Below are 26,584 nucleotides of genomic sequence, written 5' to 3'. Positions count from 1 at the left end.
CGTCCGCGGTCCCGGTTTCAGCTCCCGAAGGGCACGTCGCTGTTGGTGGCCATGCGCCGCTCGGCCGGGTGCCCGGCGACGTAATCGGTGACGGAGGACAGTGCCTTCTTCACGGCGGACCCGTCGGTGCCGCAGCCGCCGCGCCACCCGGACGTGCCGTCCGGGTAACAGGCGGCGCGCAGCCCGTAGATGAGGCTGTCGGCTTCGGCCCCGCCTGCCGCGTACGGTGCCAGCAGCTCGGCGACGTTCTTCGCGTCGCCCGTGCCGACCGTCCAGCCGGCCGTCGAGGCGAATTCCTTGCGGTGACGGGCCTCGGCGCCGGCCCGGAGCTCGGAAGTGATCTTGCGGGCGCCGAGCGCGATACTGAAGAGGCCCTTGTCCATCACGCGCTGGTGCGCGGGGATGCGGGAGCCGTGGGTCGCGAAGGCTTTCGCCACGTCCGCGGCGTTGCCGCTGACGTCGATCCCTTCGAGCGGGCGCAGGCCGGTCGTGACGTCCTTCCAGCCGGTGCCGCCCTCGGTGCCGTAGAACCCGTAGAGCACGCGTACGCCCTGCTTCTCCACGGTGCGGCGGGCCAGGTCGCGAAGCGCCGCCACCGAGCAGTGCCGCCACTTCGCGTCATCGCTGCGGCAGTGGTCCGGATTCTTGATGTCGAGCCACACGAAGGTGACGGTCTTGCCCTCGCTGCGCCGCTGGGCGATGCGCTGGAGCACGGCCTCCATCGTGTCACCGGCGCTGGTGGGGGTGCCGTCGTGATCCGCCCACCAGCCCTTCTTCCAGGCGGTGGCGTCGATCTCGACGGCGTTGGCGCCGTGCCGCAGCGCCGCGTCCACGCCGTCGGCGGTCAGCACCCGGTGGGCGATGGCGTAGGTGGGGCGCGGCGCGGGCCGGTGGGGGCCGGTGGTGGCAGCGGCGGCCGGGGTGCTCGCGCAGAGGAGCGTCAGGACGCCGGTGGTGGCCAGGAGGGGCACGCGGGTGCGTATCCGGGCCGGGGAGCGGTGAGCCATATGTGTCATCTGTCCTTGTGTGGAGCCGGTGTGTCCTCGGCACCTGCCCCGGACGGCTGATCCGACACCGGGGGACGCGGGCCGGCGCCCCGGCCGCTCAGGCCCCCTCGTCCCCCGCCTCCGGCCCGGGTACCGCGTCCTCGATCGCCGCCAGTGCCGGGTCCAGCACGATGTCCGCGTCCCGCGCCGCCGTCGTGGGCTCCTCCGGGAAGTGACACGCCGTCAGGTGTCCGCCGACGTTGCCGGTGATCTGCACCAGCGGCGGTTCCTCGGCGGCGCACTTGTCGCGCGCCTTCCAGCAGCGGGTACGGAACCGGCAGCCGGACGGCGGGTTGATCGGTGAGGGGACGTCGCCGGCCAGCCGGATGCGCTCGCGGTCCTCCGCTTCCTCCTGTGCGTCCAGCAGCCGGGCCTCGGGGACGGCGGAGAGCAGCGCGTGGGTGTACGGGTGGCGCGGCCGCTGGTAGATGGACTCCCGGTCGCCGACCTCGACGATCTTGCCGAGGTACATCACCGCGACGCGCTGGCTGAAGTGCCGTACGATCGCCAGGTCGTGCGCGATGAACAGGAACGCGATGTTCAGCTCCCGCTGCAACTCCTGGAGAAGGTTGACCACTTGGGCCTGGATGGAGACGTCCAGCGCGGAGACCGGCTCGTCCGCGACGATCAGCTTCGGCTCCAGGGCGAGGGCGCGGGCGACGCCGATGCGCTGGCGCTGGCCGCCGGAGAACTCGTGCGGGAAGCGGTTGTAGTGCTCCGGGTTCAGGCCGACGATCTCCAGGAGTTCGCGTACCCGCCGCTCCATGCCCCCCTCCGGGGCGATGCCGTTGATCTCCATCGGCCCGCCGATGATGGTGCCGACCGTCTGCCGCGGGTTCAGCGACGAGTACGGGTCCTGGAAGATCATCTGGATCTCGGAGCGGACCGGCGCCAGCTCCCTGCGCCCGGCGTGGGTGATGTCCCGGTCCCGGTACGTGATCGTTCCCGCGGTCGGCTCCAGCAGCCGGGTCAGCAGCCGCCCGGTGGTGGACTTGCCGCAACCCGACTCGCCGACCAGGCCGAACGTCTCGCCGCTGTGCACGGTCAGATCGATGCCGTCCACCGCCTGCACCGCGCCGACCCGCCGTTTGAACGGGAACCCGGCCATGATCGGAAAGTGCTTGGTCAGGCCCCGGGCGGTCAGCAGCACCTCGCCGGGTCCGGCGGCGGCCGGCCGGGGAGCGGGCACGATGACGTCTTCGGGTGCGCTCATGGTCGTCGCTTCGCTTCCTAGCCCAGCCGGGGCTTGATCTGCTCGGTGAACAGGGTGTGTTTCTGCTCGGGGCTCAGGTGGCAGGCCGCCGCCCGGCCGGGGGCCAGCGGCGGGCGTTCGTCCTGGCAGCGGGTGCCGCCGACCTCGGAGACGAAACCGCAGCGCGGGTGGAAGGGGCAGCCCGTCGGCGGGGAGAGCAGGCTCGGCGGGGTGCCGGGGATCGGTGTCAGCGGCTCCTCCACGCTCGCCGACAGCCGCGGCATCGAGCCCAGCAGCCCCCAGGTGTACGGGTGGTGCGGCTCGGTGAGGATCTCCTTGACGGTGCCGCGCTCGACGGCCCGCCCGGCGTACATCACCAGCAGTTCGTCGGCGGTGTTGGCGACCACGCCCAGGTCGTGGGTGATCAGGATGATCGCCGAGCCGAACTCCTGCTGGAGGTCCTTGAGCAGGTCCAGGATCTGCGCCTGCACGGTGACGTCCAGCGCGGTGGTCGGCTCGTCGGCGATCAGCAGCGACGGGTTGCACACCAGCGCCATGGCGATCATGGCGCGCTGCCGCATCCCGCCGGAGAACTGGTGCGGGTAGTCGTCCACCCGCAGCGTCGGCTGCGGGATGCCCACCTTCTCCAGCATCTCGACCGCGCGCTGCCGGCCCTCGCGCTTGCTCGCGCCGGTGTGCTTGACGAACGGCTCGGCGATCTGGCGGCCCACCGTGTAGTACGGCGACAGCGACGTCAGCGGGTCCTGGAAGATCATCGCCATCTTGTTGCCGCGCAGCTTCTCCAGGTCCCGCTCCCGGGCGCCGGTCAGCTCGTCGCCGTCCAGCAGGATCTCGCCGGTGATCGTCGTGTGGCTGGGGCTGTGCAGGCCCAGGATGGCGAGGTTGGTGACCGACTTGCCGGAGCCGGACTCGCCGACGATGCCGAGGGTACGGCTGCGCTCCAGGTCGAAGGAGAGGTCGTCGACCGCTTTGACGACGCCGTCCTCGGTGGCGAACCGCACGTACAGGTCGCGTACGGACAGGAACGGGTCCGAGGCGGCCGGGGCCGGCGCGCCCGCGGGCTGGGTGAGTGTGGACACGGGGCCTCTCCTAGGACAGCCGCACGCGCGGGTCGATGAACGCGTAGCAGGCGTCCACCACGATGTTGAACAGGATGATGAAGGTCGCGGCGAACAGCATCACGCCCATGGTCATGGGCAGGTCGGTGTTCTGCACCGACTTCACGGCGAGGGTCCCCAGGCCGGGCAGCGCGAAGGTGTATTCGGTGATCATCGCGCCGCCGAACAGCGACCCCAGGTCGATACCGAAAATGGTCACGATGGGAATGAGCGAGCCGCGCCAGGCGTAACGGAAGAAGACCGTACGGGACGCCATTCCCTTGGCCTTGGCGGTCCGTACGTGGTCCTCCTGCAACTGTTCGATCATCGACGAGCGGGCCATACGCGTGTACTGCGCGGTGAAGATGACGGACAGCACGCACCACGGAATGATCAGCCCCAGGAACCAGCCCAGCGGATCCTCGGTGATCGGCACGTATTTCGGCTGACCGAACCAGCCGAGGTTGTAGACCAGCAGCGCGAGCACGATCGGCCCGATGAAATAGATCTGCATCGAGGAGAGCACCAGCGAGGACGAGCTGAAGATTTTGTCGATGAGCCGGCCCTGTTTCCAGGCGGCGATCATTCCGGTTCCGACACCGACGCTCAGGAACACCGCGGCGGCCCCGATGGTCAGCGAGACGGTGGTAGGGAACCGGTCCACGATCGTGTCCCAGACAGGGTCGCCGTTGGCGAAGGAATAGCCGAAGCAGGGGGCGGGGCAGTGCCCCACGGCGAAATCCCGCCCGGTGACGATGCCGGACATGAACAGCCAGTACTGGACCGGTACGGGTTTGTCGAGCCCGAGATTCTTGTGGATCACTGCGATGGCGTCAGGCGTGCAGTTCTTTCCGCAGGCCAGCAGCGCGGGATCCCGGGGGGCGGCGAAGAAGAGGAAGAACGTGAACGCGCTGATGATCAGCAGGATCACGATCGCGCCGAGGGACCGGCGGAAGAGAAAACGCAGCATGGCGGTCGCAGCTCTCTTGGGCAGCCAGAGGGTCGGGAGTGCGCCGGGCCGGTGCGCCCGCCCGGGACGGCGGGCACACCGGACGCGGGCGGCGCACGGCGCGCGGGCGGCGCCGGGGCGCCGGCCCCGCTACTTCTTCACGAACATCTTGGTCGGGTCGACGGAGCTGATGATGTCGTTGTTGACCACCCCGCCGACCTTGGAGCCGTGCAGCTGGATCTGCTTGTAGTAGAAGGTCGGCAGCTGCGGCAGGTCCTCCTTGAGGATCTTCTCGCCGAGCGCGAACCAGTCGTGCGCGGCCTGCTTCTGGTCGGTCATCTGGGAGATCCGGTCGATCTCCTTGTTGACGGCCGGGTTGTTGTAGTGCGAGTAGTTCGGCGCGTTGTCCTGGATCTGGCGGCCGTCGTAGACCGGCGGGATGACGGTCAGCGAGCTGGGCCAGTCGGCGCCCCACGCGGACGGGTAGATGTCGAACTGGTTGTCGACCTTGCCGATGATGTCGTAGTACGTGTCCGAGGGCAGGTCCTTGTTCTGCACGTTGAAGCCGGCCTTGCGCAGGTTGTCGGCGATCGCGACCGAGTACTTCTGCGGCTCGGGCGCGTTGGTGTAGGCGAAGGTCAGTTTCATGCCGACCTTGCCGGCCTCCTTGAGCAACTGCTTGGCCTTCTCCACGTCGCCCATCGGCTTCTTGAGCTTGCCGTACGGGTCGATGTCCTTGTGCCCGGTCAGCGTCGGGCTGATGTAGCTGCCCGCCAGCTCGCCGCCGCCCGGCGTGCCGAACGCGTCCAGCACCGCCTGGATCGGGATCGCGTGGGCGATGGCCTCACGGACCTTCTTGTCCTTCAGGCGCTTCATGTTGAAGTTGATGACGCCGACGTAGGGCTGGTAGCCGCTGGTGGAGCGCTTCTTGATGTCCGGGGTGGAGGCCACCTGCTGGAGGCTGGCCGCGTCGACCTGGTTGTTGAAGCTGACGGCCGTCTGGTTGTCGGCGCTGTCGGACATCAGCCGCTGGGTGGAGTCGGGGTAGGAGACGCCGAACTGGATGTCGAACTTGTCCACGTACTGGTGCCGGGTGATGTCCGTGTCCGGGTCCCAGTTGGGGTTCTTGACCAGGGACATGCCCTTGCCGGACTTGAACGATCCCGGCGCGATCTTGTACGGCCCGGAGGAGACCGGGGCCTTGTCGTACCGCTCCTTGGTGTCGCCCTGCTCCGGTACGACGGCGTAACCGGCCATCGCCAGCGCGTACGGGAGGTCGCCCACCGGCTTCTTGAAGTGGAAGCGGATGGTGCTCTCGTCCGGGGTCTCCAGCACGCTGTCGGGCAGGTGCTTGCCGCCGTACGGGCCGCCCGGCAGCAGCTTGCGGTACTCGTTGCCCTCCGCGTCGGCCAGCCAGCGCTGGACGTACGTCGGGCCGTTGGAGATGAAGTTGGCGAAGGTCCGCTCGAAGGTGTGCCGGATGTCCTTGGACGTGATCGGTCGGCCGTTCTCGAACTTCACGCCCTTCTTCAGGGTGTACGTCCAGGTCCGGCCGCCGTCGGTGGACTTGCCGCTGTCCGTCGCCAGGTCGCCGACGACCGTGTACTTCCCCTTGTTGTCCAGGTGGTAGGAGGTCAGCCGGCGGAAGATCAGCGTGGAGAGGGTGCCCTCGTCGCTGACGTAGATCTGCGCCGGGTCCAGGTGGTCGTAGGTGTCGCGCTGGTAGACCTTGATCGTGCCGCCGGGGGTCGCGCCGGGCACCGGCTCGGCCGGCCCGGTGGACGCCTTGGCGTCGCCGAAGGCGATCTGGGCGCGCTGGCCCTCGGCCTTCTTGCGTCCCTGGTCGTCCTCCGCCCCCTGACCGGCGCCGCTGCTGCAGGCGGTCAGGACCAGGGCCCCCGCGGACAGCGCCACGACCGTGGCGCGCGCTCTGTGCGTACGGGCTGTGTTCATGGTGGTGGATGCACCTGCCTGTCGTAGTTCCGTGGCCGCTGCCTGACGTGTGCGGTGCTGGGGTGGCAGCACCCCCCGTGGAACACGGTTCACCGGGCGCGCTTCGGGTCGAAGGCATCCCGGACGGAATCCCCGAGGAGGTTGAACGCGACGATGAAGAGCACCATCGCGATGCCGGGGAAGAACAAGTACGTGATGTCGTTGCGGTAGTAGTCCGCCGCGTTGGCGAACATCCGGCCCCAGTCCGGGGTGGGTTCGACGAGCCCGACGCCGAGGAAGGACAGGCCCGCGATCGAGGTGACGAAGTTGGGGAGCATGTAGGTCGTCTGCACCAGGATCGGCGTCATCACGTTCGGCAGCAGCTCACGCCGGATGATCCGGGCCGGGGAGGCGCCGCTGACCTTGGCGGCGTCGATGAACTCGCGCTCGCGCAGCGACAGGACGGTGCCGCGCAGCAGCCGGGCCAGGCTCATCCAGCCCAGGAACCACAGCACCAGGATGAGAATGAGACAGCGCATCCAGGTCGCCATCGCGTCCTCGGGGGCCACGAAGATCGCGCCGACCACGGGGACGAACGCGACGAAGAAGAGCTGGTTGGGAAAGGCCATCAGCAGGTCGATGACGCGGCCGATGAAGTAGTCGACCCGGCCGCCGAAGTATCCGGCGGCGACTCCCATGACGATTGCCGTGAGCACCGAAACGAGAGTGATGGCGACCGAGAGGTAAAGGGTGGTGCGGATGCCGTAGACGAGTTGCATGAACACGTCACGCCCGAGGGTCGGTTCGATTCCGAACCAGAATTCAGAAGAGATGCCTCCGTTCGGCTGCGCCGGATATCCGTTCACCAGCAGGCCCGGAGTGATCTGTCCGTACCGGGTGTACGGATCCTTGCCGTACAGCGCGGAGATCAGCGGGGCGAGCAGACCGATCAAGAAGAACGCCAGTACGACGCAGCCACTGATCACTCCGGTCCGGTCGCGCTTGAACCTGATCCACATCAATTGGCCGGGGGAACGGCCGACCAGTTCCCCACCCTTGCGGTCCTTGACTTTCCGCAGCCCTTCGGGTCCGAGTCCGGAGGGATCGGTCTGCGTTACCGCGGTCTGGGACGGACTGGTCATCGCGAAGTTCCCCCGCACCGAGTTCACTTGCAACAGGAAGCGGAGCTGATTCGCACCGCTGGTTGAGCGGACTTTGGCAAGTGATTTATGGCCCAGTCAAGAGGACGGCGAACGCTCGGTGGGGCGGTGTCCTCTTCTTGAGCGAAGATTGCGCAGATTGACGCCATGGCGTGCTTGACAGCGGTACGCGGCGTACGGCATGGGCGACATATCCTGCTCAACGTCCGTAACGCCGGGGCAACTTGACTGTCGTCACGCCGATATACGGACGCGCCATACTCGACAGCGTACGGCCGTGCGGGTGCCGTGAACCGGCCGGGGTGGCCCTGCGATCACCCCGGCCGGCGGCGGCGCGCCCGCCGTCCGCCGTCTGCTGCCGCGCGGTTGTCCCGGTGCGGTGGGTGGAGTAGACCTGTCCGTGCGGGGGCAGGGGGTGGGCCACGACATGGGGCGGAGAAGGGCTCGCGCGCGCGGTGTCGGAGGGTTCGGCGCGCTGTTGTGCCTGCTGCTCGCGCTGTTGAGCGCCGGATGGATCACTCGCGACCTCTTCGTGGCGCAACGCCCCTCGGACCTCTGGTGGGTGTGGGCGGCTGTGCCGACGCGGCCGGACGGCGCGCGGGTGTGGGCGACCACGCTGCTGGACCCGGTGTCGGGGCTCGGCTGCCTCCTCGCGGCGGTGGCGGTGCTGCGCCGCTCGCCGTCCGCCCCGTGCGCGCTGGGCGCGGTGGCCGGGGTGACGTTGCTGTTCCGGGCGCCGCCGCTGTGGAACCTCGGCGCGGAAGGGCTTCCCGGGGCGGGGGCCGGGGCCAGGGAGTGGGCGCTGATCACGGCCGGTGTCGCCCTTGTGGTGAGTGGCCTGCTGCTGATCGCCGCCTCGGCCGGACGGAGCGGCGCGGACCGCCGGGAGAGTCGCCTGCGCCGCGCACCCGCGGTGGTGGCCTTGCTGCTGCTGGCCTGCTCCGGCCTGATACTGGCGGCCTGGCAGGTCTACTCGCTAAGGGAGTTGGGGTGGAGCGCGTACTGGGGCAGTGTCGTCGGTGACACGTACCGCGCGCTCTTGCAGCCTCCGGTCAACTGGACCCTGCTGTCTCTGGCGCTGCTGTCCCTGGTGTCCGCCGTCGGGGCGGCCCGGCGCTCGGCGTCCTTACGGCCACTGGGCCTGCTGACCGCGTCACTCCTGGTGGCGCACGGTGCCGCGGTGCTGGCCGCCGAGCAGCGCGCGGGACTGATCGGACACTTCCGTGCCCTGGCCCCACGCACGCAACTCGACGTCGCCACCGCCGCGTTCACCGTACTGGCCGGTCTTGTGGTGCTGCTGGCGCTGGCCCGCCCGGCGGCCGGGGCGGCCGCAACGCGCGGGGCCGTGGGCGGGCGGCTGCCGCCGGGGTACGTGCCGCCGCCCCCGCCCTCGGACCTTCCGCCGAACTGGTGAAGGAGAGCCGGACGGCTCAGCCCGTCCCCAGCGAGCGCTTCAGGAAGTCGACTTGCAACAGCAGGAGATTTTCGGCCACCTGCTCCTGCGGTGTCATGTGGGTGACGCCCGACAGCGGCAGCACCTCGTGCGGCCGGCCCGCCGCGAGCAACGCGGAGGAGAGCCGCAGGGTGTGCGCCACCACCACGTTGTCGTCCGCCAGCCCGTGCACGATCATCATCGGCCGGTGCGGCTTCACGGCGCCCACCAGGCCGTCGTCGTCGACCAGGGAGTTCTCGGCGTAGAGCGCCGGGTCCTCGTCCGGGTGCCCCAGGTACCGCTCCGTGTAGTGGGTGTCGTACAGCCGCTGGTCGGTGACCGGGGCGCCCACGACGGCGGCGTGGAAGACGTCGGGGCGGCGCAGCGCCGCCAGCCCGGCCAGATAGCCGCCGAAGGACCAGCCCCGGATCGCGACCCGGTCCAGGTCCAGCGGAAAGCGGTCGGCGAGCCCGTGCAGCGCGTCGACCTGGTCCTGGAGGACCACCGCCGCCAGGTCCCGGTGGATGGCCTTCTCCCACTCGGGGGAGCGGCCCGGGGTGCCCCGCCCGTCCGCGACGACCACCGCGAAGCCCTGATCGGCGAACCACTGCGACGTCAGGTAGGCGTTGTGCGCGGCCACCACCCGCTGCCCGTGCGGCCCGCCGTACGGGTCCATGAGGACCGGCAGCGGCCCGTCCTCCGCCCGGTAGCCGGTCGGCAGCAGCACCGCGCAGGGGATCTGCCGCTCGCCGGACAGGACGAAGCGCGGGCTGGTGGCGAGCACCGGCACCTCGGCGTACGAGCCGACCGCGGCCAGCCAGGTCTCGCCGCCGTCCGCCTCCAGGCGCACCACCTCCGTCTGCGCCCCCGGCCGGTCCGGACAGGCGTGCGAGAGGACCGTCACCGCCCCGCCGCGCACCGCGGAGGACACCGACGGGTACGGGCGCTTGCCGACCCGCTCCCAGCCGCCCTGGTCGCCGCTGCCGCGGTACCAGGCGCGGTAGACGCCGATGTCGTGCAGCTCCTCGCCGCTCGCCGTGAACAGCACGTCGTCCTCGCCGATGTCCAGCACGGCCCGTACGTGCAGCGGCGCCGCCGTCAGGGCCCGGTCGCCGACGAACAGCCGGCGGGCCCCGCCCTCGTCCGCGACGCGCACCAGGCGCCCGTCCGGCGTCCAGGCGGGCGACCCGGCGGTCAGCTCCACCCACCGGGGGTCCTCGTCGGCGTGCGCGGTGCTGGTCGCGCCGGTCTTGAGATCGACCGTCAGGTAGCGCTGGGCGCGCTGGTCACGGCTCTGTACGAGGAGGAGGGGCGGGCCCGCCGCCGACCAGTGCACGCGCGTCAGGTACGGGTACCGCTCGTGGTCCCAGGTGACGTCCGTGCGCGAGCCGTCCAGACCGAGCAGGGCCAGGCCCACGGAGGCGTTGGGGGTGCCGGCCGCCGGATAGGCGACCCGGGCCGGTTCGCGGTCCGGGTGCGCCGGGTCGGCGATCCACCAGCGGCGTACGGGCGCGTCGTCGACGCGTGCGGCCAGCACCCGGTCGCTGTCCGGGGACCACCAGAAGCCGCGGTAGCGGCCCATCTCCTCGGCCGCCAGGAACTCCGCGAGGCCCCAGGTGACGTCCGGGCCGTCCGGCTCGGCGAGGGAACGGTCGCCGGGCACGCCGTCGCCGCCGGGCACGCTGTCGCCGTCGCCGGGCGCGGCGTCGGCCGGGACGACCCGCAGGCGGCCCTGGGACACGTACGCGATGTGCCGCCCGTCGGGCGACGGGCGGGGGTCCACCACCGGGCCCGGAACGGGAAGTTCACGGGCGGTGCCGGCGCGCAGTTCGGCGGTGAACAGGCGGCCCGAGAGGGTGAAGGCGGCCAGTTCCACCGCGGCGTCCACGGCGTAGCCCACCACACCGGACGATCCTTCGCGCGTACGTTCCCGGCGCGCCCGCTCCTCGGGCGACAGCTCCTCGTCCGCGCCGGCGAGCAGCGCCGCCGGGTCGGCGGCGGCGTACTCCCGTCCCTCGTCAAGATCCAGTACCCACAGCAGATTCGCTCGATCGGTGCCCGTACGGGAGCGGAGGAACGTGACGCGTGAGCCGTCCGGAGCCACCGCGAAGCCGCGCGGCGCGCCCAGGGAGAAGCGCTGGGTACGGGCGTGTTGCCGAGGAAAAGAGAGCTGTCCGGTCATGCGGAGGAGCCTACGACGCCGCGCCCCGGCCGTGCCCGCTTCCGCGATGATCGCGTGCGCCCCCGTTCTGCTCCCGTGCACCGACATATGCGCGAGCGTGGAAAGTTATGATCCCCTCCGCGGAGTGGGTATGGGAGTGGAGCGTGACATCCCCGTGCCCGCGGGGCCGTCACCCGTCGGCCCCGCGTCGTCCCAACGCTGTCCGGACCGTGCGTACTTGGAGGTGAGCCGCCGTGGCACTGACGATTTCGGCGGTGGTGCTGCTGGCGATCATCGTCTTCCTGCTCGTCAAGAAGTCCGGGCTGAAGACGGGACATGCGCTGGTGTGCATGCTGCTCGGCTTCTATCTGGCCAGTTCCTCGATCGGCCCGACCATCAAGCAATTGACGACGAACGTCGCCGGGATGCTCGGCGGCATCAAGTTCTAGGCCCCTGCCCGCGCGGTGCCGCGCGCCCGCCGGAGCCCGTGCGCGGAAGCGGCGGCTCCGGCCTCCAGCCGGGGGTGGGCCGGGCGGGCCGGATCGGGATGCGGGGTCCCGGCCGCCCGGCTCGTACGCTGTCTCCATGACCGACCTTCCCGCCCGCCGGCTGTTGCTCGTGCACGCGCATCCCGACGACGAGTCCATCAACAATGGCGCCACGATGGCCAAGTACGCGGGCGAAGGAGCCCTGGTCACGCTCGTGACCTGCACCCGCGGCGAAGAGGGCGAGGTCATCCCGCCGGACCTGGCCCACCTCGCGCCGGACCGGGACGACGCCCTGGGCCCGTACCGCGTCGACGAGCTGGCCGCCGCCATGGAGGCGCTCGGCGTCACCGACCACCGCTTCCTGGGCGGCGTCGGCCGCTACCGCGACTCCGGGATGATGGGCGCCCCGCAGAACGACCGGCCGGGCGCCTTCTGGCGGGCCGACCTGGACGAGGCCGCCGGTCACCTGGTCGCCGTCGTCCGCGAGGTACGGCCGCAGGTGCTGGTCACCTACGACGACAACGGCGGATACGGTCACCCGGACCACATCCAGGCGCACCGCGTCGCCATGCGCGCCGCGGACCTCGCCGCCGACCCGGACTTCCGCCCCGAGCTGGGGGCGCCGCACCGGATCGGCAAGATCTACTGGAACCGTAATCCGCGCCCGGTGGTCGAGGAGGGCTTCGCGCGGCTGCGCGCGGCGGGCCCGTCCTTCCCCGGCGTCGGCGCGGCGGAGGACGTGCCGGGGATCGTGGACGAGACCGTGGTGACCGCCGCGGTCTCCGGAGGTGAGCGGTACGGGGCCGCGAAGGCGGCGGCGATGCGGGCGCACGCCACGCAGATCGCCGTCGAGGGCCCCTTCTTCGCGCTCTCCAACGGCCTGGGGCAGCCCCTGCTCGAAACCGAGTACTACCAGCTCGTACGGGGCAGATCCGGCGCCGCGGCAGGGGAGCGCGAGGACGATCTCTTCGCGGGTGTGGCGGACGGCACGGGGAACGGGGAGCGCGCCGAGGACGAGAAGGAGCAGGCGGTATGAGCGGCGGGAAGAAGCGCACCAGGGCCACGTCGGGCGGCAAGGGGCCGAAGGCGGGCGCGTCGGCGGTCCCCAAGGGTGGCAAGGGCGCGGCGGCCAAGGGCGGTGCCGGTGGCGGCGCCGGTACGGGTGCCGGGTCCGGTGCCGGGGCGGGCGCGGGCGCGGGAAGCGCGCGGGGCGCGGCGGCCGGAACCGGGCTCGCCGCGCCGCTGAGCCTTGGCCGGGTGGCCGCGTACGTCCTGCTGTTCGTCCTCGGCGCGGTCGTGGCGGCCGCGGGCGGGCTCGTCCAGGCGGCGTGGTTCCCCGGTGGGCTGCTGCTGGCGCTGGCGGCGGCCGGCGGCCTCTTCTACGGGGGGCAGGTGGCGCTCGGCCGTACGGGTGGTGTGCTGGCGTCGGGCGCGGGCTGGCTGCTGGCCGTGATCCTGCTCAGCGACGCCCGCCCCGAAGGGGACTTCCTCTTCGGCGCCGGCCTGGGCACGTACGTCTTCCTCGTCGGCGGCATCGTGCTCGCTGTGATCTGTGCCACCGGATCGCAGATGCGGGCCAACGGTGCGCAAGCGGCCCGACTTGGCAAGTAAGTACCGGCCCCAGTGATCATTTTCAGGACCGCACGGCGGTCCGGGAGCGGGGCGTTGTCCTGCTCCCGGGGTGACCGCCGACAGCGGCCAGTATGGTGGTGCGCGCCGCCGAGCCGCCCAAGCACCGTACTGACGAGCGGCGGAGCCAACCGGGAGAACCTGCTTTGAGTCGTGAATCTGACAGTTCGTCCTCCGGCGCCCCGGGGCGCGGCGGTGCCGCGTACCCGTCGGGGACACCGCCGTACGGAACGCCTCGGTCCGAGGCGGACGACGCGGTGGCGGCCGACGCCGCGGCGAAGCCGGAGGAGCCGAAGACCGAGACCACGCTGACCACGCGGATCAAGATCAATATTCCGGGGTCCCGCCCCATCCCGCCGGTCGTCGTGCGCAAGCCCGTCGGTGAGGAGCCGGGGGCGGGCGGATCGGCCGGTACCGGCCCGTCCCCCTTGTCCAGCACCTCCGGTACGTCCGGTACGTCCGGAGCGCTCGGCCAGAGGGCGTCCGACGGAGGGGCCGGCGGGTCCGAGCGCACGGGCAGCACCCGCAGGCCGGACGCGCCGGGGGCCGACGGCGCCAAGAGCGCTCCGGCCGAGAAGACCAGCGACTGGTTCTCGCCCCGCAAGCCGACGGCGGCCTCCGCCGGTACCCCGGCGCCCGCCTCGTCGCCCGCGCCGGGCCCGCAGGCTCCCGCCGCGCCGCAGGACCGCGCCGACGACGCGCAGCAGCGCCCGGACCTGCCGTACTTCTCCGACGCGCCCGCGTCGGGCAGCGGCTCGCCGTTCGACGAGGCCCCGTCGCCGTTCGACTCGCCGTCCAGCCCGTTCGACGGGCCTGCGCAGAGCGGGGCGAATCCGTTCGACACGCTCGGCGGCACCGGCACCGGCACCGGCTCCGGTCTTGGCGCTGGCAGTGGTGTCGGCACCGGCGTCGGCGGGGGCTTCGGCCAGGGGGCCGACCGCGGCGGTCTGACCGGTCCGAGTGGCCCCGGTGGTCCGAGTGGCCCGACGACCGGTCCGGCCACGGGTGACTCGGCCTTCGACCTGCCCACCGGGTTCCACACGCCGGGTACCCCGGGCGCTCCGGGCACGCCGGGTGCGGACGGTGGTCCCGGTATGACCGACGACACCGCGGTGCTCACCCCGCAGCCCCCCGCCCCGCCGGGCGGACCCGGCAGCGGGACCGGCGTCACGGGCGGGGTACCGGCCGGGGGCCAGGGGACGGGCGTCCACGGCGGTACGTCCGGCGGCAAGGGTCGCAAGGGCGGCAACGCCGGCAACGCCGGCGACTTCCCCGGCGGCGCGCCCACCGGCGCCGGCCGTCCCGGCGGCGACCAGATCTCCAGCGACACCCTGGTCGGCGGCATCCCGACGGTCCCCGCCGACGCCGCTCCGGCGCCCTTCCCGCCCGGACCGGGCGCGGGCCAGGACACCCCGGCCCCGCCGCGCGCCAAGATCCCCGAGCCGATAAACCCGAAGAAGAAGGGCCGCAACAAGGTCGTCCTGCTGGGCGTCGCGGTCGTCGTGCTGGCCGGTGTCGCGTACGGCGCGGGGCTGCTGCTCGACCACGCGGACGTGCCCAACGGCACCACCGCGCTGGGCGTGGACATCGGCGGCGCCACGAAGGAAGAGGCCGTCAAAAAGCTCGACGCGGCCGTCCAGAAGACCCGCAACGAGCCGCTGAAGCTGACCGTGGACGGCAAGGAGCAGACGCTCGTGCCGGCCAAGGCCGGGCTGAACATCGACACCCAGGCCACGGTCCGGGACGCCTCCGGCCGCGACTACAACCCGGTCTCCGTCATCAGCTCGCTGTTCGGCGGCACACGCACCGCCGAGCCCGCGATGATCACCGACGACGAGAAGCTGGACGTCGCGCTCAAGGCGGTGGCCGGCCCGGCGGGCGCCGCCAAGGACGGCAGCATCACCTTCGAGAACGGCAAGGCCGTCCCGCACTACGGCACGCCCTACAAGGCCGTCGACGTCAAGGCGTCCAAGAGCAAGATCGAAAAGGCGTACCTGGACCGGGCCGCCACCGGCAAGAACACCCCGGTGGTGCTGGCCGCCGTCGAGCAGCAGCCGAAGGCGGGCAAGGCGGAGGTCGACCGGGCCCTGCGGGAGATGGCCGAACCGGCCGTCTCCGGGTGGGTGTACCTGTCGGCGGGCGGCGTCGAGGTGCCGTTCAGTCAGCGCTCCATCGGCGAACTGCTCACCTTCACCGCCGCTCCCGACGGCAAGCTCCAGCCGGTCATAGACCTGGCCAAGCTGGAGGAGAAGTACGGCCACGCCTTCGACAACGTGTCGATCGACGGTGGCGCCGGCAAGGTCAAGATGACCCCGCAGCACGCCGCCGCGGCGATGACGCAGGCTCTCAGGAAGCCGGCACCGCCCGCGCCGCAGAAGCGTGTCGCCAAGGTCGAGGGAGCCACGACGAGCTGACCCATCGTCACACCGGGCCCGGCTGAGTCGAGCCGGGCCCGGTGCGCCGCTCCGCCCCGGAGCGTCGAGTCGGTGTCGGTGCGTCGGGACGGGCCCATTACGTCGAGTCGGTGCCGGTACGTCGGGTCGGTGCCGGTACGTCGGGTCGGGCCTGTTGCGTCGCTCCGCCCTCGGTACGTCGATCCGGTGCCGGTACGTCGTGCCGAGCCCGTTGCGTCGATACGGTCCCGTTACGTCGAATCGGACCTGTTGCGTCGCTCCGCCCTCGGAGCGTCGAGCCGGTCCCGGTGCGTCGAGTCGGGCCCGGAGCGTCGAGTCGGGCCCGGTACGACGCTCCACCTCCGGTGCGTCGAGTCGGGCCCGGTACGACGCTCCACCTCCGGTGCGTCGAGTCGGGCCAGTTACGTCGTCCCACCCCCGACGTGACGCTCCGCCCCCGTACCGTCGCTCCGCTCCCGTCACGGCGCTTCACCCCCGCACCGTCGCTTCACCCCCGTACCGTCGTACGGAACCGTCTCGACGTCGCCCCACCCGCCGGGCCGGGCCTCCTTGCGGCTATCAGGGCGTCGTGGCGCTGCTGTGCCGTGGCGGCCGGAACCCGCCCGTTGCAATCCCCAAAGGCAAGAGCGCGGACCTTACTTTCGTCGGTACTGTGCGGCCGCGGCGCGCCATAGCGTCCCGGGCATGATCTCCGTAACCGACCGCCGGACCCGCACCGCCGGGTCCGCCCCCGCGCGCAGCGCCTCCCACCGTTCCCACCGTCCGGCCGCCACCCGCGCCACGGCACTGGCCCTGGCCGTGACGGCCGTCCTCGCCACCGGTCCGGCCGCCGAGGCCGCAACTCCCCAGCACGGGACCGGCCGCCACCAGGCGATCCGACAAGCGCTGCGGGACGTGGTGGAGAAGGGTGGCCTTCCCGGGGTCGTCGCCGAAATTCGGGACGGGCGGGGCCGGTGGTCCGGCTCGGCCGGGTACGCGGACACGTCCACGCACCGCGAACGGACCCGCGCCGACCACTTCCGTGCCGCCAGCATCACCAAGGTCTTCCTCGCCACCGTCCTCCTCCAACTGGCGGAAGAGGGCGTGCTCGACCTGGACGACAGCGTCGAGAAGTGGCTGCCCGGACTCGTGCGCGGCAACGGCAACGACGGCCGCGCCGTCCGGCTGCGCCAGTTGCTGAACCACACCAGCGGCCTCGCCAACTACTCCGAGGACGCCGAGTTCGCCCGCCGCTCCTCCGGTCCCGCGTTCCCCGGACACCGCTACGACACCTACCGTCCCACCGACCTGGTGGCTCTCGCCCTGAAACGGCCCCCGCACAGCGCTCCGGGCAAGGCGGCCCGGTACAGCAACACCAACTACCTCCTCGTCGGCATGATCATCGAGAAGGCGACGGGCCGCTCCTACGCCCATGAGACGGAGCGGCGCATCCTGGCCCCGCTGCGGCTGCGCGAGACCTCGTTCCCCGGCCTGGACCCCCGGATGCCGCTGCCGCACCCCACCGCCTACTCGCGGCTGCGGCAGAAGCAACCCGACGCGCCGGTCGTGGACGCCACCGAGCAGAACATGTCGTGGCTCGGTGCGGCAGGCGACATGATCTCCACCACCGGTGACCTGAACACCTTCTTCCGGGCCCTGACCGAGGGGCAACTGCTCGGCCCCGCGGCGACCCGCGCGATGTTCACCACCGTGCCCGCGGAGGTCGCAGGCTACCGCTACGGGCTCGGCATCGAGTCCGTCACCCTCTCCTGCGGGGTGACGGTGGTGGGCAAGACGGGCCGCGCCAACGGCTCCGTGTCCGGGGTCGTCGGCACCCGGGACGGCGGCCACCAGTTGACGTTCAACATCAACGGCGACTGGACGGGCGACGCGGCCACGTACGTGGGGGTCGTGGAAGCCGAGTTCTGCGGCGCGCGCAAGGGCTGAACGCGCCGCGCCGCGCCGGCGCCCGCACCCACATCCGTGCCGGCGCCCGTGCCGGCGCCCGCACCCGTGCCGGTCGCTCAGGCGCACATACCGCCGTCGACCCGCAGAACCGTTCCGGTCACGTACGAGGCGCGGTCGCTGAGCAGCCAGGCCGCGGCCTGGGCGATCTCTTCCGGGTCGGCGGCGCGGCCCAGCGGGGTGCGGGCGTTGAGCTGCTCGATGGTGCCGGGGGACCGCTCGTCCCACGCGTGCAGCATCTCGGTGAGCGTGGTGCCGGGCGCGACGGCGTTGACGCGGATGCCCTCAGGGCCGTACGTGACGGCCGCCGACTCGGTGAGACTGTTGACCGCCCGCTTCGCCGCGCCGTAGACCGGCAGTTGAGGGTTGCCCGCAAGGCTGCCGACGCTGGAGGTGTTGACGATCGCCCCGCGACCCGCGGTGGCGCGGATGGCGGCGACCTCGGCGGTCATCGCCAGCCACGGCCCCTTGAAGTTGACGGCGCTCACGAGGTCGAATCCGGCTTCCGGCAGCTCGTCCAGCGGGCCGGGCGGCTGCCCCGTGGCCCCGTTGTTGAAGGCCACGTCGAGCCGTCCGTACAACTGCACGGCCCGGTCGACGGCGGCGCGGACGCTCGCCGCGTCGGCCAGGTCGCACACCACGTGGTCCGCGGTCCCGCCGACCGCCCCGATCTCTTCGGCCACCGCCTTGAGCTGGGCTTCCGTGCGTGCCGCGAGAAGCACCTGGGCCCCCTCCCGGGCGAACAGCCGTGCCGCGGCGGCGCCGATGCCGCGGCCGGCTCCGGTGATGAAGGCGACCTTGCCGCTGAGCAGGCCCGCGGGCGCGGTGGACGGGGTCTGTGCAGTCGGCGAGGTCGGCGTGATCGGCGGGGTCGGTGTGGTCGGTGTGGTCGGTGTGGTCGACAGGTTGTTCATGCCGACGAGCCTGTGCCCGGCCGCCCGGCCCAGCCAGGCACCGGCTGTACCTGGCTGGGCCGCCCGGCGTCCGCGCACACTGGGGAGGTGGACCGACGCGTACGACGAGAACTGGGCGACTTCCTGCGCAGCAGGCGCGAGCGCATCACCCCCGCCGACGTGGGGCTGCCCGCCGGAGCGCGCCGCCGCACCCCGGGACTGCGCCGCGAGGAGGTGGCGCAGTCGGCGTTCATCTCGACCGAGTACTACACGCGGCTGGAGCAGGCCCGCGGCCCGCAGCCGTCCCGTGAGGTGCTGGCCCAGCTTGCCCGCGCGCTGCGCCTGTCGGATGCCGAGCGCGACCATCTCCACCACCTCGCCGGCGCCCCGCCCGGGCCCCCTCCGGGACCGTCCCGCGAGGTACGGCAGAGCATCGTCGACCTGCTGCGGCGGCTGCCGGAGGCCGCGGCGCTCGTCGTCTCGGCGACGTACGAGGTCATCGCCTGGAACGAGCCGGCCGCCGCGCTGATGGAGGACTTCTCCGCCCTCTCACGCCGGGACCGCAACCTCGTCCGGCGCGCCTTCCTGGGGCCGCACCCGCACGGCCGACGGCTGTACGGCGTCTCCGACGCGGACGCGTTCGCCCGGACCGCGGCGCGGCAACTGCGCGCCACCGCGGCCCGCTACCCCGACGACCCGGAGGTGACCGGCCTGGTCGAGGAGCTGCTGGCCGGCAGCGAGGAGTTCGCCCGGCTCTGGGCCGCCCACGACGTGGCCGCCCGGCCCACCCTCTGCAAGACCTTCGAGCACCCCCTGGTCGGCCCCGTCAGCGTCGACTGCGACGTCCTGGACATCGCCGACCGGGACCAGCGCGTCTTCCTCTACACCGCCGCGCCCGGCTCGCCGTCGGCGGAGGCACTGCGGCTGCTGTCGGTCGTCGGCACACAGCGCATGAGCGTGCCCGGCTGACCCCGCCACGGCCGTTTCCGGGGCCGCCGGGCCGGATCCAGGGACACCACCCATGACATCTGTCATCCCGTACTTGCGACAGGCGACACTGCCGCAGGCCCCCGCCTCACTGTGAGGCTGGAACCATGACGAGCACAGCCACCACCACAGACCGGGCCGCCGGGCGACGGGCGGGCCCGGCGCCCGTGGTCAGCTTCCGGGGAGTCAGCAAGAACTACGGCGCCGTACGGGCGGTGGCCGACCTGGACCTGGAGCTGCACCCGGGCGAGACCGTCGCCCTCCTCGGCCCCAACGGCGCCGGCAAGTCCTCCGCCCTCGACCTGCTCCTGGGCCTGCGCACCGCCGACGCCGGCACCGTGTCGCTCTTCGGCACCAGCCCGCAGCGCGCCATCGAGCAGGGCAAGGTCGGGGCCATGCTCCAGAGTGGCGGCCTGATGACCGGCGTGAAGGTCCGTGAGCTGGTCAAGCTCGCCAGTGACCTGCACCCGGGCGGCCACCCGGTCGAGCAGATCATGGACGCCGCCGGCATCACCGAGATCGCCGACCGGATGGTCGACAAGCTCTCCGGCGGCCAGGAGCAGCGGGTGCGCTTCGCGCTCGCCACGGCCGGCGCCAACGACCTGATCGTGCTGGACGAGCCGACCACCGGTATGGACGTCTCCTCCCGGCAGACGTTCTGGGGCACCATGCGGGCGCAGGCCCGGCAGGGCCGTACGGTGCTGTTCGCCACCCACTACCTCGAAGAGGCGGACGAGATCGCGGACCGCGTGATCGTGCTGCACCGCGGCCGGGTGCTGGCCGACGGCACCGCCGCCGAGATCAAGGCACGGGCCGGCGCCCGCCGCATCACCTTCGACCTGGACGGGCCGGTCGACCGCGAGGCGCTGCGCCGCCTGCCGTACCTGACCTCCCTGGAGGTGTCCGGGCGTACCGTGCGCATGCAGTCCGGGGACGCCGACGCGACGGTGCACGCCGCGTACGGCCTCGGTCTGTACCCGCGCAACCTGGAAGTGGCCGGACTCGGCCTGGAGCAGGCGTTCATCGCCATCACCGACGCAGCGACCGCCGAGGAGGCGGCACGATGACCACCCTGATCAAGCTGGAGATCGTCCGCTCCCTGCGGAACAAGAAGTTCATGTTCTTCTCGGTGATCTACCCGCCGGTGCTCTACCTGATCATCGCGGGCGGCGCCGGCAGCAAACCGATTCCGGGCATGACCCTGGACATGCCGCTGTACTTCATGGTCGCCATGGCGGCGTTCGGCGCGATGACCGCCGTCCTGATCGGCAACAGCGAGGCGATCGCCAAGGAGCGCGAGAAGGGCTGGGTACGGCAGCTACGGCTGACCGCGCTGCCCGGACGGGGCTACGTCGCCGCGAAGATGGGCGCCTCCGCGACGGTCAGCCTGCCGTCCATCGTGCTCGTCATGCTCGTCGCCGCGACGGTCAAGGGCGTCCGCCTGGAAGCCTGGCAGTGGATCGCCATCCTCGTCGCCACCTGGCTCGGCAGCTTCGTCTTCGCCGCGCTCGGCGTCGCCATCGGCTACCTGGCCAGCGGCGACGCGGTCCGCCCGATCGCGATGATGATCTACTTCGTGCTGGCGTTCCTCGGCGGGCTGTGGATGCCGCTGACGATCCTGCCGGAATGGGTGCAGAACATCGCCGAGTGGCTGCCGACCCACGCGTACGCCGCGCTCGGCACGGCCATCGAGGGCGGCCACGCCCCGGACGCCAAGGACCTGGCCATCCTCGTCGGCTACCTGCTCGTCTTCGCGGGCGGCGCGGGCTGGCTCTACCGGAAGGACACGCGTACGGCATGAGGACGGCGGAGACCGAGCCCAACCCGGTGCTGATCGGATCGGCACCCCGCACCCGTCGGCAGGCGCTGGTGAAGAGCGCCTGGGTCGTCATCTGGTTCCTGTACCTGGCGGGGCCGATCGGGGACCTGGCCGACGGCGGGATGTCCCCGGCGCACGAGCTGCTGGGCTGCGCCGGTCTCCTGACGTTCGTCGCCGTCTACTTCGTCGTGCTCTTCCGCCACATGGCCCACCGGCCCGTGAAGAACCCGCTGGTCCGGTCCGCTGTGGCCGTCATCGCCGCGCTCGCCGTCCTGCTGTCCTCGGTCCTCGGGCCGAACTGGCTGGTGCTCTTCACCTTCGTGGGCGTCGCGGTGGCCGTCACCCAGCCCTTCGGCGTCTCGCGATGGGCCATTCCCGCGCTGACCGCCACTCTCGTACTGGTCGGCCTGCGCTACGAGGACATCCACGCCTACCTCTTCGCGTACGCCCTGCCCTGCCTGCTCAGCGGCTTCGCGATGGTCGGCGTGCAGTATCTGATCCGTACGACGAAGGAACTGCGCGAGGCGCGGGAGGAGGTCGCGCGGCTGGCCGCCAACGAGGAGCGGCTGCGCCTCGCCCGCGACCTGCACGACCTCCTCGGCCACTCGCTCTCCCTGATCACGCTCAAGAGCGAACTGGCCGGCCGGATGCTGCCCGGCGAGCCGGCCGGCGCGGCCCAGCAGGTCGCCGACATCGAACGGGTCAGCCGCCAGGCGCTGGTGGACGTACGCGAGGCCGTCACCGGCTACCGGCGCCCCCGCCTGACCGTCGAGCTGGCCGGGGCACGCGCCGCGCTGCGCACCGCGGCGATCACGGCGGACATCGACCCGGCGGTGGAACAGGAGCACCGGGGCCTCGCGGAGGACGGGGAGGGCGCGCTGGCCTGGGCGCTGCGGGAAGCCGTCACCAACGTCGTACGGCACAGTGGTGCGGGCCGCTGCGAGGTGCTGCTCACCGAGGAGTGGGAGGCCGACGAACGGCGGTACCTGTGCCTGTCCGTCGTGGACGACGGCACCGGACCGCCGCGCGGCGGGAGCCACGACGGGAACGGCCTGAGCGGGCTGCGGGAACGTCTGGCGCTGACCGACGGCCGCCTGGAGACGGGTGCGGCGCCGGGCGGCCGCGGCTTCGCCCTGCGCGCGTACGTGCCGCTCGGCGGCCCGCCGGTGCCCGGCGCCGTCGCCCGGCCCGCGGAGCAGAGCCCGTCGGGGCGTGAGGCGTAGGGCCGTGCGCCCCGGTGGCTCCGGCGCGCGGGCGCGCGCTCCCGCTCCGCCCGTTGGAGTGGCCCGGCGCGGGAACCGGCGCAGCGGCCCTCCGGGTTGTGCAGGCTGGCGCCATGCCACCCATCGACCCGCGGGCCGTCGTCGGCCCCCTCGCCCCGCCCGGCTGTCCGGCCTGCCGCGACCGGCGCCGCCTGTGGAAGGACACCAGCGACTCGGGCCGGGCACCGGAGACCTGGCACTGGTGGTGCTCCGGCTGCCGCCAGACCTTCGAGCCGACGTCGCAGCACAAGCGCTTCTACATGTGAGCCCTGCGCCCCGCCCGCACCGGCCGCCCGCGCTGCCGTCGCCCGCCGACCTGCGCCTTCCCTGGCCTGGCTAGGGTGGCCGCATGACTGACCCGCACGGCGAGCAGCCCGTGAAGAAAGTGCGCCTCCTCCTCGCCGAGGACCAGTCCATGGTCCGGGAAGCGCTGGCCGCGCTGCTGGGGCTGGAACCCGACATGGAGGTCGTGGCCCAGGCCGCGCGGGGTGACGAGGTGATCGGCGCGGTGCGGGAACAGTCCGTGGACGTGGCGCTGCTCGACATCGAGATGCCCGGCCTCAGCGGCCTGGACGCCGCCGCGCTGCTGCGCGCCGAGTTCCCGGCGCTGAAGGTCGTCATCCTCACCACCTTCGGACGGCCCGGCTACCTCCGCCGCGCCATGGAGTCCGGCGCCGACGCGTTCCTGGTCAAGGACGCCCCGGCCGCGCAGCTGGCGGACGCCGTACGGCGGGTGCTCCGCGGTGACCAGGTCATCGACCCCGCGCTCGCCGCCGCCGCGCTGTCCGAGGGGGCGAGCCCCCTCACCGACCGGGAGTGCGACGTGCTGCGCGCGGCGGCGGACGGCTCCACCAACGCGGAGATCGCCGCCGCCCTGCACCTCTCGCACGGCACGGTGCGCAACTACCTGTCCACCGCCATCCAGAAGACGGGCGCCCGCAACCGCGCCGAAGCCGTCCGCACGGCAGGCGCCAAGGGCTGGCTGTAACCCCGCCCGGTGCCGGTCCGCGCTGTAAGCAGTCTCACCCCCGCAACCGCCTCACCAGGACTTTCGACCCTGTGCGAGGCGGAACGGCGCCAGCACGCTGGAATGTGTGACGACTTTCCAGCGATCCCCGGCGCGTGACCGCGGTGTGGCGGTGCTGCTGATCGTCGCGACCCTGGCCATCACGCTGGCGGACGCGGGGACCGGCCCGCAACTGCACTTCGCCCTGTTCATGGGCATCGCGCCGCTGATCGCCGCACTGCGCTGCGGCTACCGGTGGACGGCCGCGGTGGCTGCCGTGTACGTGCTGTGCCAGGTGTTCATCCAGGTGCGGCTGGTGCCGGACTGGTCGGTGGCCAGCAAGGTCGTCGGGGTCTTCGGGGCGCTGCTGGTCGCGGTGTTCGCGCTGGTGCTGTGCCGTACCCGGCTGGAGCGGGAGGCGCTGTACGCCCGTACGAGCATGGTCGCCGACGCCGTGCAGCGGGAGATGCTGCGCGAACTGCCGCTGACCGCCGGACCGCTGGAGGCGTACGGGTTCTATGTCTCCGCCCAGGAAGGGGCCCGGGTCGGCGGGGACATCTACGAAGCCGTGGAGACGCCGCACGGACTGCGGCTGATGATCGGCGACGTCCAGGGCAAGGGGATGCCCGCGATCGGCGCCGGGCACGAGGTGCTGGCCTCCTTCCGGGAGGCGGCGTACCACACGGACAGCCTCGAAGCCGTCGCCGAGCGGATGGAGCAGGCACTGGCCCGCTACAACGCCCGTTCCGCCGAGCGCGGCGGCCAGGAGCGGTTCGTCACCGCCCTGCTGCTGGAAGTACGCGGCGAGGACGGTACGAAGGTGCTGTCCTGCGGCCACATCCCGTACTACCTCGTACGGGACGGCCAGGTCGCCGAACGCAACGACGGCGAAGGCGGTCTGCCCCTGGGGCTCGGCCGGCTCACCGACGAGCCGCGGCAGAGCGTGGCCGTCGAACCGGTGGCGGACGACTGGATCGTGCTGTGCACCGATGGCGTGACCGAGGCCCGCGGCGCGGACGGCGCGTTCTACCCGCTGGCCGACCGGCTGGCCCGCTGGACGCACCTGGAGCCGGACGAGCTGGCGCGCACGCTCCGCGCCGACCTGGAGCGGTTCACCGGCGGTGAGCTGAAGGACGACGCGACCGTACTGATCGTGCGCCGCGGCCCGCACACCGCCGGACAGCGGTCCGCCGCCGAGCGGACAGGGCAGACAGAGCGGACAGGGCAGGCCACGGCGGATCAGTTGAGCATGGCGCGGGCCGCGGCCGCCTGACGCCGTACCGCAGCGGCGGTGGCCGGGTCGATCTCCTCCACCACCTTCGCGTACTCCTCCAGCCCGGCCGCGCCGCCCAGGAAATCTCCGCGCTGCACGAGCAGTTGCGCGTGGTCGTGACGCAGCCGCGCCGGGTGGCTGGGCAGCAGCAGGGACAGCTCGACCGCCCACAGCTGCACGTCACTGCGCTCCGGCCGGGCCGCCGCCCACGCCCGGATGTTGTTCAGGACGCGCAGCACGATCTCCAGCGGGCCGGCCGGAGCGAGCATCTGCTCGGTCAGCGGCGCGCCGGTCGCGCCCGCGACCAGCACCCCCGCGTCCTCGTCGGTCAGCAGCCGCCCGCCGTCGAAGGGGTCGGCGAGGACGTGCGTGCCGTGCGGGTCGCCGAAACCGACGACGAAGTGGCCCGGCAGCGCCACCCCGTACACCGGAGCGCCCGCCCGGCGCGCGACCTCGATCCACACCACCGACAGCAGGATCGGCAGACCCCGCCGACGCCGCAGCACCTCGTGCAGCAGCGACGACTCCAGCCGCCGGTAGTCGGTGGGCGTGCCGCGGAACCCGAGGCGCGCGCCGAGCAGTTCGGCGACGTTGCGGGCCCAGGGGCGCGGGCCGCCGGTGGGGGCGTACGGCAGGCACCCGGCCAGCGCGTCCAGTTCGATCTGCGCCGCGTCCAGGGCCGCCTCGTCCAGCGCGGGATCCGCCTCCGCCGCGATCAGCAGGCACAGCCGGGCGAGGTCCGGCCGTTCGTCGCGCGCGGCCTCGGCGAACTGCCGGCGCCGCTCTGCGGACGTGTCGTCCCCGTCCGGGTCCGGGTGCATACGAGGTTCGTACCCGTTCAGCTCGGGCCTCCCTGGGAGGCGCGCCAGTGGTGGTAGTGGTGGTGGGTGACGAAGCCCAGCCCGTCGTACAGCGCGCGGGCACGGTCGTTGTCCGTCTCCACCTGGAGGTACGCGGCCGAGGCGCCCTCGTCCAGGGCTTTGCGGGCGAGCGCCGCCATCACGGCCGAGGCCAGGCCGCGCCGCCGGTGCTCCGGGCCGACCTCGACCGCCGCGAACCCGGCCCAGCGCCCGTCCACCACACACCGTCCGATCGCGGCCAGGCCGCCCGCGTCGTCCGGAACGCCCGCGAACCACACGGACGGGCCGCCCCGCAGCACCTTGAGCACCTCGGGCCCCGGCACCCCGGACCGCCGGTAGCGGCGCAGCCAGGCCGGTCCGGCCTCCCGGGTGAGCGCCACCCGGGACACGTCCGCGTCCAGGTCGCCGACGGGGGCCAGCGCGGCGGTACGCAGCTCCGCCGTCACCTCGCGCGTCCAGCCGCGCCGGTCCAGCGCGGCCGCCAGGTCTTCCCCGGCGCCCTGGGCGCCCGTACTGACCTGTATGTACGCGGGCAGTGAGCGTTCCGCGTACCAGGTGCGGACCCGGCCCAGCGCGGCGTCCAGCGGCAGCCCCGGGTCGCCCGACGCCGCCACCGAGTTGGCCCGCCGGGTGAACCCGGCACTGGCCCGCAACTGCCACTCGCCCAGCCACGCGCTCTCCACCGGCGGCCAGCCGCGGGCGGCCACCCGGTCCAGTTCCGGTGTGCTCGTCGCGGGGGAGCGGCGGCGGGCCGGCGCCGCCGGAACCGTCTTCCCGGCGACCAGAGTGGTCTCGGGGATCCGGACGGTCTCTCCGTTCCGTCGTGTGATGCTCAGCACACCGCCGTCCCAGGATGTGAGAACACCGACCGTGTCGGTGAACCTGGCGGCCCCCTCCCCGGCCCCGCTCAAGCGCCGGACAGATACCCTTTTGCCCACGTCAGCACGGGTGATGTGGACCTCCAGCCGTCCGCCGGTAGTGAATTCCACGGCTCTACCCGCCCCTCTTGTTCGTCTCGT

General features: G+C 72.3%; 23 protein-coding genes. 13 read left to right on the top strand and 10 right to left on the bottom strand.

Annotation, left to right across the window (positions count from 1 at the left end; all coding sequences use genetic code 11):
* Nucleotides 1-17 precede the first annotated feature (17 nt).
* The 6 genes from AB0A97_RS10080 to AB0A97_RS10055 form a co-directional block, all read right to left on the bottom strand.
* Nucleotides 18-1,016 carry a phospholipase gene (locus tag AB0A97_RS10080; RefSeq protein ID WP_361147089.1) on the bottom strand — a complete coding sequence of 333 codons (999 nt, stop codon included), beginning with the start codon at nt 1,014-1,016 and terminating at the stop codon, nt 18-20.
* Between the two features lie 88 nt (nt 1,017-1,104).
* Nucleotides 1,105-2,259: a dipeptide ABC transporter ATP-binding protein gene (locus tag AB0A97_RS10075; RefSeq protein WP_361147086.1), complete on the bottom strand. Its 1,155-nt coding sequence runs from the start codon at nt 2,257-2,259 to the stop codon at nt 1,105-1,107.
* A gap of 17 nt (nt 2,260-2,276) precedes the next feature.
* Entirely contained in the window at nt 2,277-3,338 is a 1,062-nt protein-coding gene (locus tag AB0A97_RS10070) for an ABC transporter ATP-binding protein (protein ID WP_361147083.1), read from the bottom strand.
* Between the two features lie 10 nt (nt 3,339-3,348).
* Nucleotides 3,349-4,326, bottom strand: a complete 978-nt coding sequence (locus AB0A97_RS10065; protein WP_361147080.1) for an ABC transporter permease — start codon at nt 4,324-4,326, stop codon at nt 3,349-3,351.
* Nucleotides 4,327-4,455: 129 nt separating this feature from the next.
* Nucleotides 4,456-6,258 (bottom strand): ABC transporter substrate-binding protein, encoded by a 1,803-nt coding sequence (locus tag AB0A97_RS10060; protein ID WP_361147079.1) that lies wholly within the window; start codon nt 6,256-6,258, stop codon nt 4,456-4,458.
* Nucleotides 6,259-6,347: 89 nt separating this feature from the next.
* Entirely contained in the window at nt 6,348-7,379 is a 1,032-nt protein-coding gene (locus tag AB0A97_RS10055) for an ABC transporter permease (RefSeq protein WP_361147076.1), read from the bottom strand.
* A 445-nt stretch (nt 7,380-7,824) separates the two neighbouring features.
* Here AB0A97_RS10055 and AB0A97_RS10050 point away from each other — a divergent pair, with 445 nt between their 5' ends.
* A complete protein-coding gene (locus tag AB0A97_RS10050; protein ID WP_361147073.1) occupies nt 7,825-8,811 on the top strand; it encodes a hypothetical protein in 987 nt (328 codons plus the stop codon).
* A 16-nt stretch (nt 8,812-8,827) separates the two neighbouring features.
* Here AB0A97_RS10050 and AB0A97_RS10045 read toward each other — a convergent pair whose 3' ends face one another.
* On the bottom strand, nt 8,828-11,011 hold the full coding sequence (locus AB0A97_RS10045; protein WP_361147070.1) for a prolyl oligopeptidase family serine peptidase: 2,184 nt from the start codon (nt 11,009-11,011) through the stop codon (nt 8,828-8,830).
* A gap of 233 nt (nt 11,012-11,244) precedes the next feature.
* Between AB0A97_RS10045 and AB0A97_RS10040 the strand changes: the two genes are divergently transcribed.
* The 5 genes from AB0A97_RS10040 (at nt 11,245) to AB0A97_RS10020 (ending at nt 17,447) form a co-directional block, all read left to right on the top strand.
* Nucleotides 11,245-11,439: a hypothetical protein gene (locus AB0A97_RS10040; RefSeq protein ID WP_030020272.1), complete on the top strand. Its 195-nt coding sequence runs from the start codon at nt 11,245-11,247 to the stop codon at nt 11,437-11,439.
* 136 nt (nt 11,440-11,575) lie between these two features.
* A complete protein-coding gene (gene mshB / locus AB0A97_RS10035) occupies nt 11,576-12,514 on the top strand; it encodes an N-acetyl-1-D-myo-inositol-2-amino-2-deoxy-alpha-D-glucopyranoside deacetylase (RefSeq protein ID WP_361147067.1) in 939 nt (312 codons plus the stop codon).
* A complete protein-coding gene (locus AB0A97_RS10030) occupies nt 12,511-13,089 on the top strand; it encodes a DUF6113 family protein (RefSeq protein ID WP_361147065.1) in 579 nt (192 codons plus the stop codon). The genes mshB and AB0A97_RS10030 overlap by 4 nt, the downstream gene beginning before the upstream one ends.
* A 164-nt stretch (nt 13,090-13,253) precedes the next feature.
* Complete coding sequence (locus tag AB0A97_RS10025; RefSeq protein WP_361147062.1) at nt 13,254-15,521, top strand: hypothetical protein; 2,268 nt, start codon at nt 13,254-13,256, stop codon at nt 15,519-15,521.
* A gap of 684 nt (nt 15,522-16,205) precedes the next feature.
* Nucleotides 16,206-17,447, top strand: a complete 1,242-nt coding sequence (locus AB0A97_RS10020; RefSeq protein ID WP_361147059.1) for a serine hydrolase domain-containing protein — start codon at nt 16,206-16,208, stop codon at nt 17,445-17,447.
* A gap of 77 nt (nt 17,448-17,524) precedes the next feature.
* Here AB0A97_RS10020 and AB0A97_RS10015 read toward each other — a convergent pair whose 3' ends face one another.
* The gene (locus AB0A97_RS10015; RefSeq protein ID WP_361147056.1) at nt 17,525-18,379 is read right to left on the bottom strand and encodes a glucose 1-dehydrogenase; all 855 of its coding nucleotides are present in this window, start codon (nt 18,377-18,379) and stop codon (nt 17,525-17,527) included.
* A gap of 87 nt (nt 18,380-18,466) precedes the next feature.
* Here AB0A97_RS10015 and AB0A97_RS10010 point away from each other — a divergent pair, with 87 nt between their 5' ends.
* The 7 genes from AB0A97_RS10010 (at nt 18,467) to AB0A97_RS09980 (ending at nt 24,705) form a co-directional block, all read left to right on the top strand.
* Nucleotides 18,467-19,327, top strand: coding sequence for a helix-turn-helix transcriptional regulator (locus tag AB0A97_RS10010; RefSeq protein WP_361147053.1), 861 nt, complete (start codon nt 18,467-18,469; stop codon nt 19,325-19,327).
* A gap of 125 nt (nt 19,328-19,452) precedes the next feature.
* Entirely contained in the window at nt 19,453-20,412 is a 960-nt protein-coding gene (locus AB0A97_RS10005) for an ABC transporter ATP-binding protein (protein WP_361147050.1), read from the top strand.
* Nucleotides 20,409-21,146: an ABC transporter permease gene (locus AB0A97_RS10000; RefSeq protein WP_361147047.1), complete on the top strand. Its 738-nt coding sequence runs from the start codon at nt 20,409-20,411 to the stop codon at nt 21,144-21,146. The genes AB0A97_RS10005 and AB0A97_RS10000 overlap by 4 nt, the downstream gene beginning before the upstream one ends.
* On the top strand, nt 21,143-22,387 hold the full coding sequence (locus AB0A97_RS09995) for a sensor histidine kinase (RefSeq protein WP_361147044.1): 1,245 nt from the start codon (nt 21,143-21,145) through the stop codon (nt 22,385-22,387). The genes AB0A97_RS10000 and AB0A97_RS09995 overlap by 4 nt, the downstream gene beginning before the upstream one ends.
* Nucleotides 22,388-22,500: 113 nt before the next feature.
* Nucleotides 22,501-22,692: a hypothetical protein gene (locus AB0A97_RS09990; RefSeq protein WP_361147042.1), complete on the top strand. Its 192-nt coding sequence runs from the start codon at nt 22,501-22,503 to the stop codon at nt 22,690-22,692.
* A gap of 83 nt (nt 22,693-22,775) precedes the next feature.
* Complete coding sequence (locus tag AB0A97_RS09985; protein WP_361147039.1) at nt 22,776-23,414, top strand: response regulator transcription factor; 639 nt, start codon at nt 22,776-22,778, stop codon at nt 23,412-23,414.
* Nucleotides 23,415-23,520: 106 nt separating this feature from the next.
* Complete coding sequence (locus tag AB0A97_RS09980) at nt 23,521-24,705, top strand: PP2C family protein-serine/threonine phosphatase (RefSeq protein ID WP_361147037.1); 1,185 nt, start codon at nt 23,521-23,523, stop codon at nt 24,703-24,705.
* Here the strand turns inward: AB0A97_RS09980 and AB0A97_RS09975 are convergent.
* Together AB0A97_RS09975 and AB0A97_RS09970 are read right to left on the bottom strand one after the other, a co-directional pair.
* Nucleotides 24,672-25,526, bottom strand: a complete 855-nt coding sequence (locus AB0A97_RS09975; RefSeq protein ID WP_361147035.1) for a transglutaminase-like domain-containing protein — start codon at nt 25,524-25,526, stop codon at nt 24,672-24,674. The genes AB0A97_RS09980 and AB0A97_RS09975 overlap by 34 nt on opposite strands.
* A gap of 17 nt (nt 25,527-25,543) precedes the next feature.
* Nucleotides 25,544-26,554, bottom strand: a complete 1,011-nt coding sequence (locus AB0A97_RS09970) for a GNAT family N-acetyltransferase (RefSeq protein WP_361147032.1) — start codon at nt 26,552-26,554, stop codon at nt 25,544-25,546.
* Between the last annotated feature and the right edge of the window lie 30 nt (nt 26,555-26,584).

This window comes from Streptomyces sp. NPDC045470, from assembly GCF_040646595.1.
Lineage (GTDB): Bacteria > Actinomycetota > Actinomycetes > Streptomycetales > Streptomycetaceae > Streptomyces.
The sequence above is the reverse complement of the archived record's forward strand: the minus strand, read 5'-3'. Positions and strand labels throughout refer to the sequence as shown.

Excerpts from the sequence above, each read along its gene's own strand:
- AB0A97_RS10080 (WP_361147089.1), bottom strand. The coding sequence starts at position 1,016 with ATGACACATATGGCTCACCGCTCCCCGGCCCGGATACGCACCCGCGTG.
- AB0A97_RS10075 (WP_361147086.1), bottom strand. The coding sequence starts at position 2,259 with ATGAGCGCACCCGAAGACGTCATCGTGCCCGCTCCCCGGCCGGCCGCC.
- AB0A97_RS10065 (WP_361147080.1), bottom strand. The coding sequence starts at position 4,326 with ATGCTGCGTTTTCTCTTCCGCCGGTCCCTCGGCGCGATCGTGATCCTG.
- AB0A97_RS10060 (WP_361147079.1), bottom strand. The coding sequence starts at position 6,258 with ATGAACACAGCCCGTACGCACAGAGCGCGCGCCACGGTCGTGGCGCTG.
- AB0A97_RS10055 (WP_361147076.1), bottom strand. The coding sequence starts at position 7,379 with ATGACCAGTCCGTCCCAGACCGCGGTAACGCAGACCGATCCCTCCGGA.
- AB0A97_RS10050 (WP_361147073.1), top strand. The coding sequence starts at position 7,825 with ATGGGGCGGAGAAGGGCTCGCGCGCGCGGTGTCGGAGGGTTCGGCGCG.
- AB0A97_RS10045 (WP_361147070.1), bottom strand. The coding sequence starts at position 11,011 with ATGACCGGACAGCTCTCTTTTCCTCGGCAACACGCCCGTACCCAGCGC.
- mshB (WP_361147067.1), top strand. The coding sequence starts at position 11,576 with ATGACCGACCTTCCCGCCCGCCGGCTGTTGCTCGTGCACGCGCATCCC.
- AB0A97_RS10030 (WP_361147065.1), top strand. The coding sequence starts at position 12,511 with ATGAGCGGCGGGAAGAAGCGCACCAGGGCCACGTCGGGCGGCAAGGGG.
- AB0A97_RS10020 (WP_361147059.1), top strand. The coding sequence starts at position 16,206 with ATGATCTCCGTAACCGACCGCCGGACCCGCACCGCCGGGTCCGCCCCC.
- AB0A97_RS10015 (WP_361147056.1), bottom strand. The coding sequence starts at position 18,379 with ATGAACAACCTGTCGACCACACCGACCACACCGACCACACCGACCCCG.
- AB0A97_RS10005 (WP_361147050.1), top strand. The coding sequence starts at position 19,453 with ATGACGAGCACAGCCACCACCACAGACCGGGCCGCCGGGCGACGGGCG.
- AB0A97_RS10000 (WP_361147047.1), top strand. The coding sequence starts at position 20,409 with ATGACCACCCTGATCAAGCTGGAGATCGTCCGCTCCCTGCGGAACAAG.
- AB0A97_RS09995 (WP_361147044.1), top strand. The coding sequence starts at position 21,143 with ATGAGGACGGCGGAGACCGAGCCCAACCCGGTGCTGATCGGATCGGCA.
- AB0A97_RS09990 (WP_361147042.1), top strand. The coding sequence starts at position 22,501 with ATGCCACCCATCGACCCGCGGGCCGTCGTCGGCCCCCTCGCCCCGCCC.
- AB0A97_RS09985 (WP_361147039.1), top strand. The coding sequence starts at position 22,776 with ATGACTGACCCGCACGGCGAGCAGCCCGTGAAGAAAGTGCGCCTCCTC.
- AB0A97_RS09975 (WP_361147035.1), bottom strand. The coding sequence starts at position 25,526 with ATGCACCCGGACCCGGACGGGGACGACACGTCCGCAGAGCGGCGCCGG.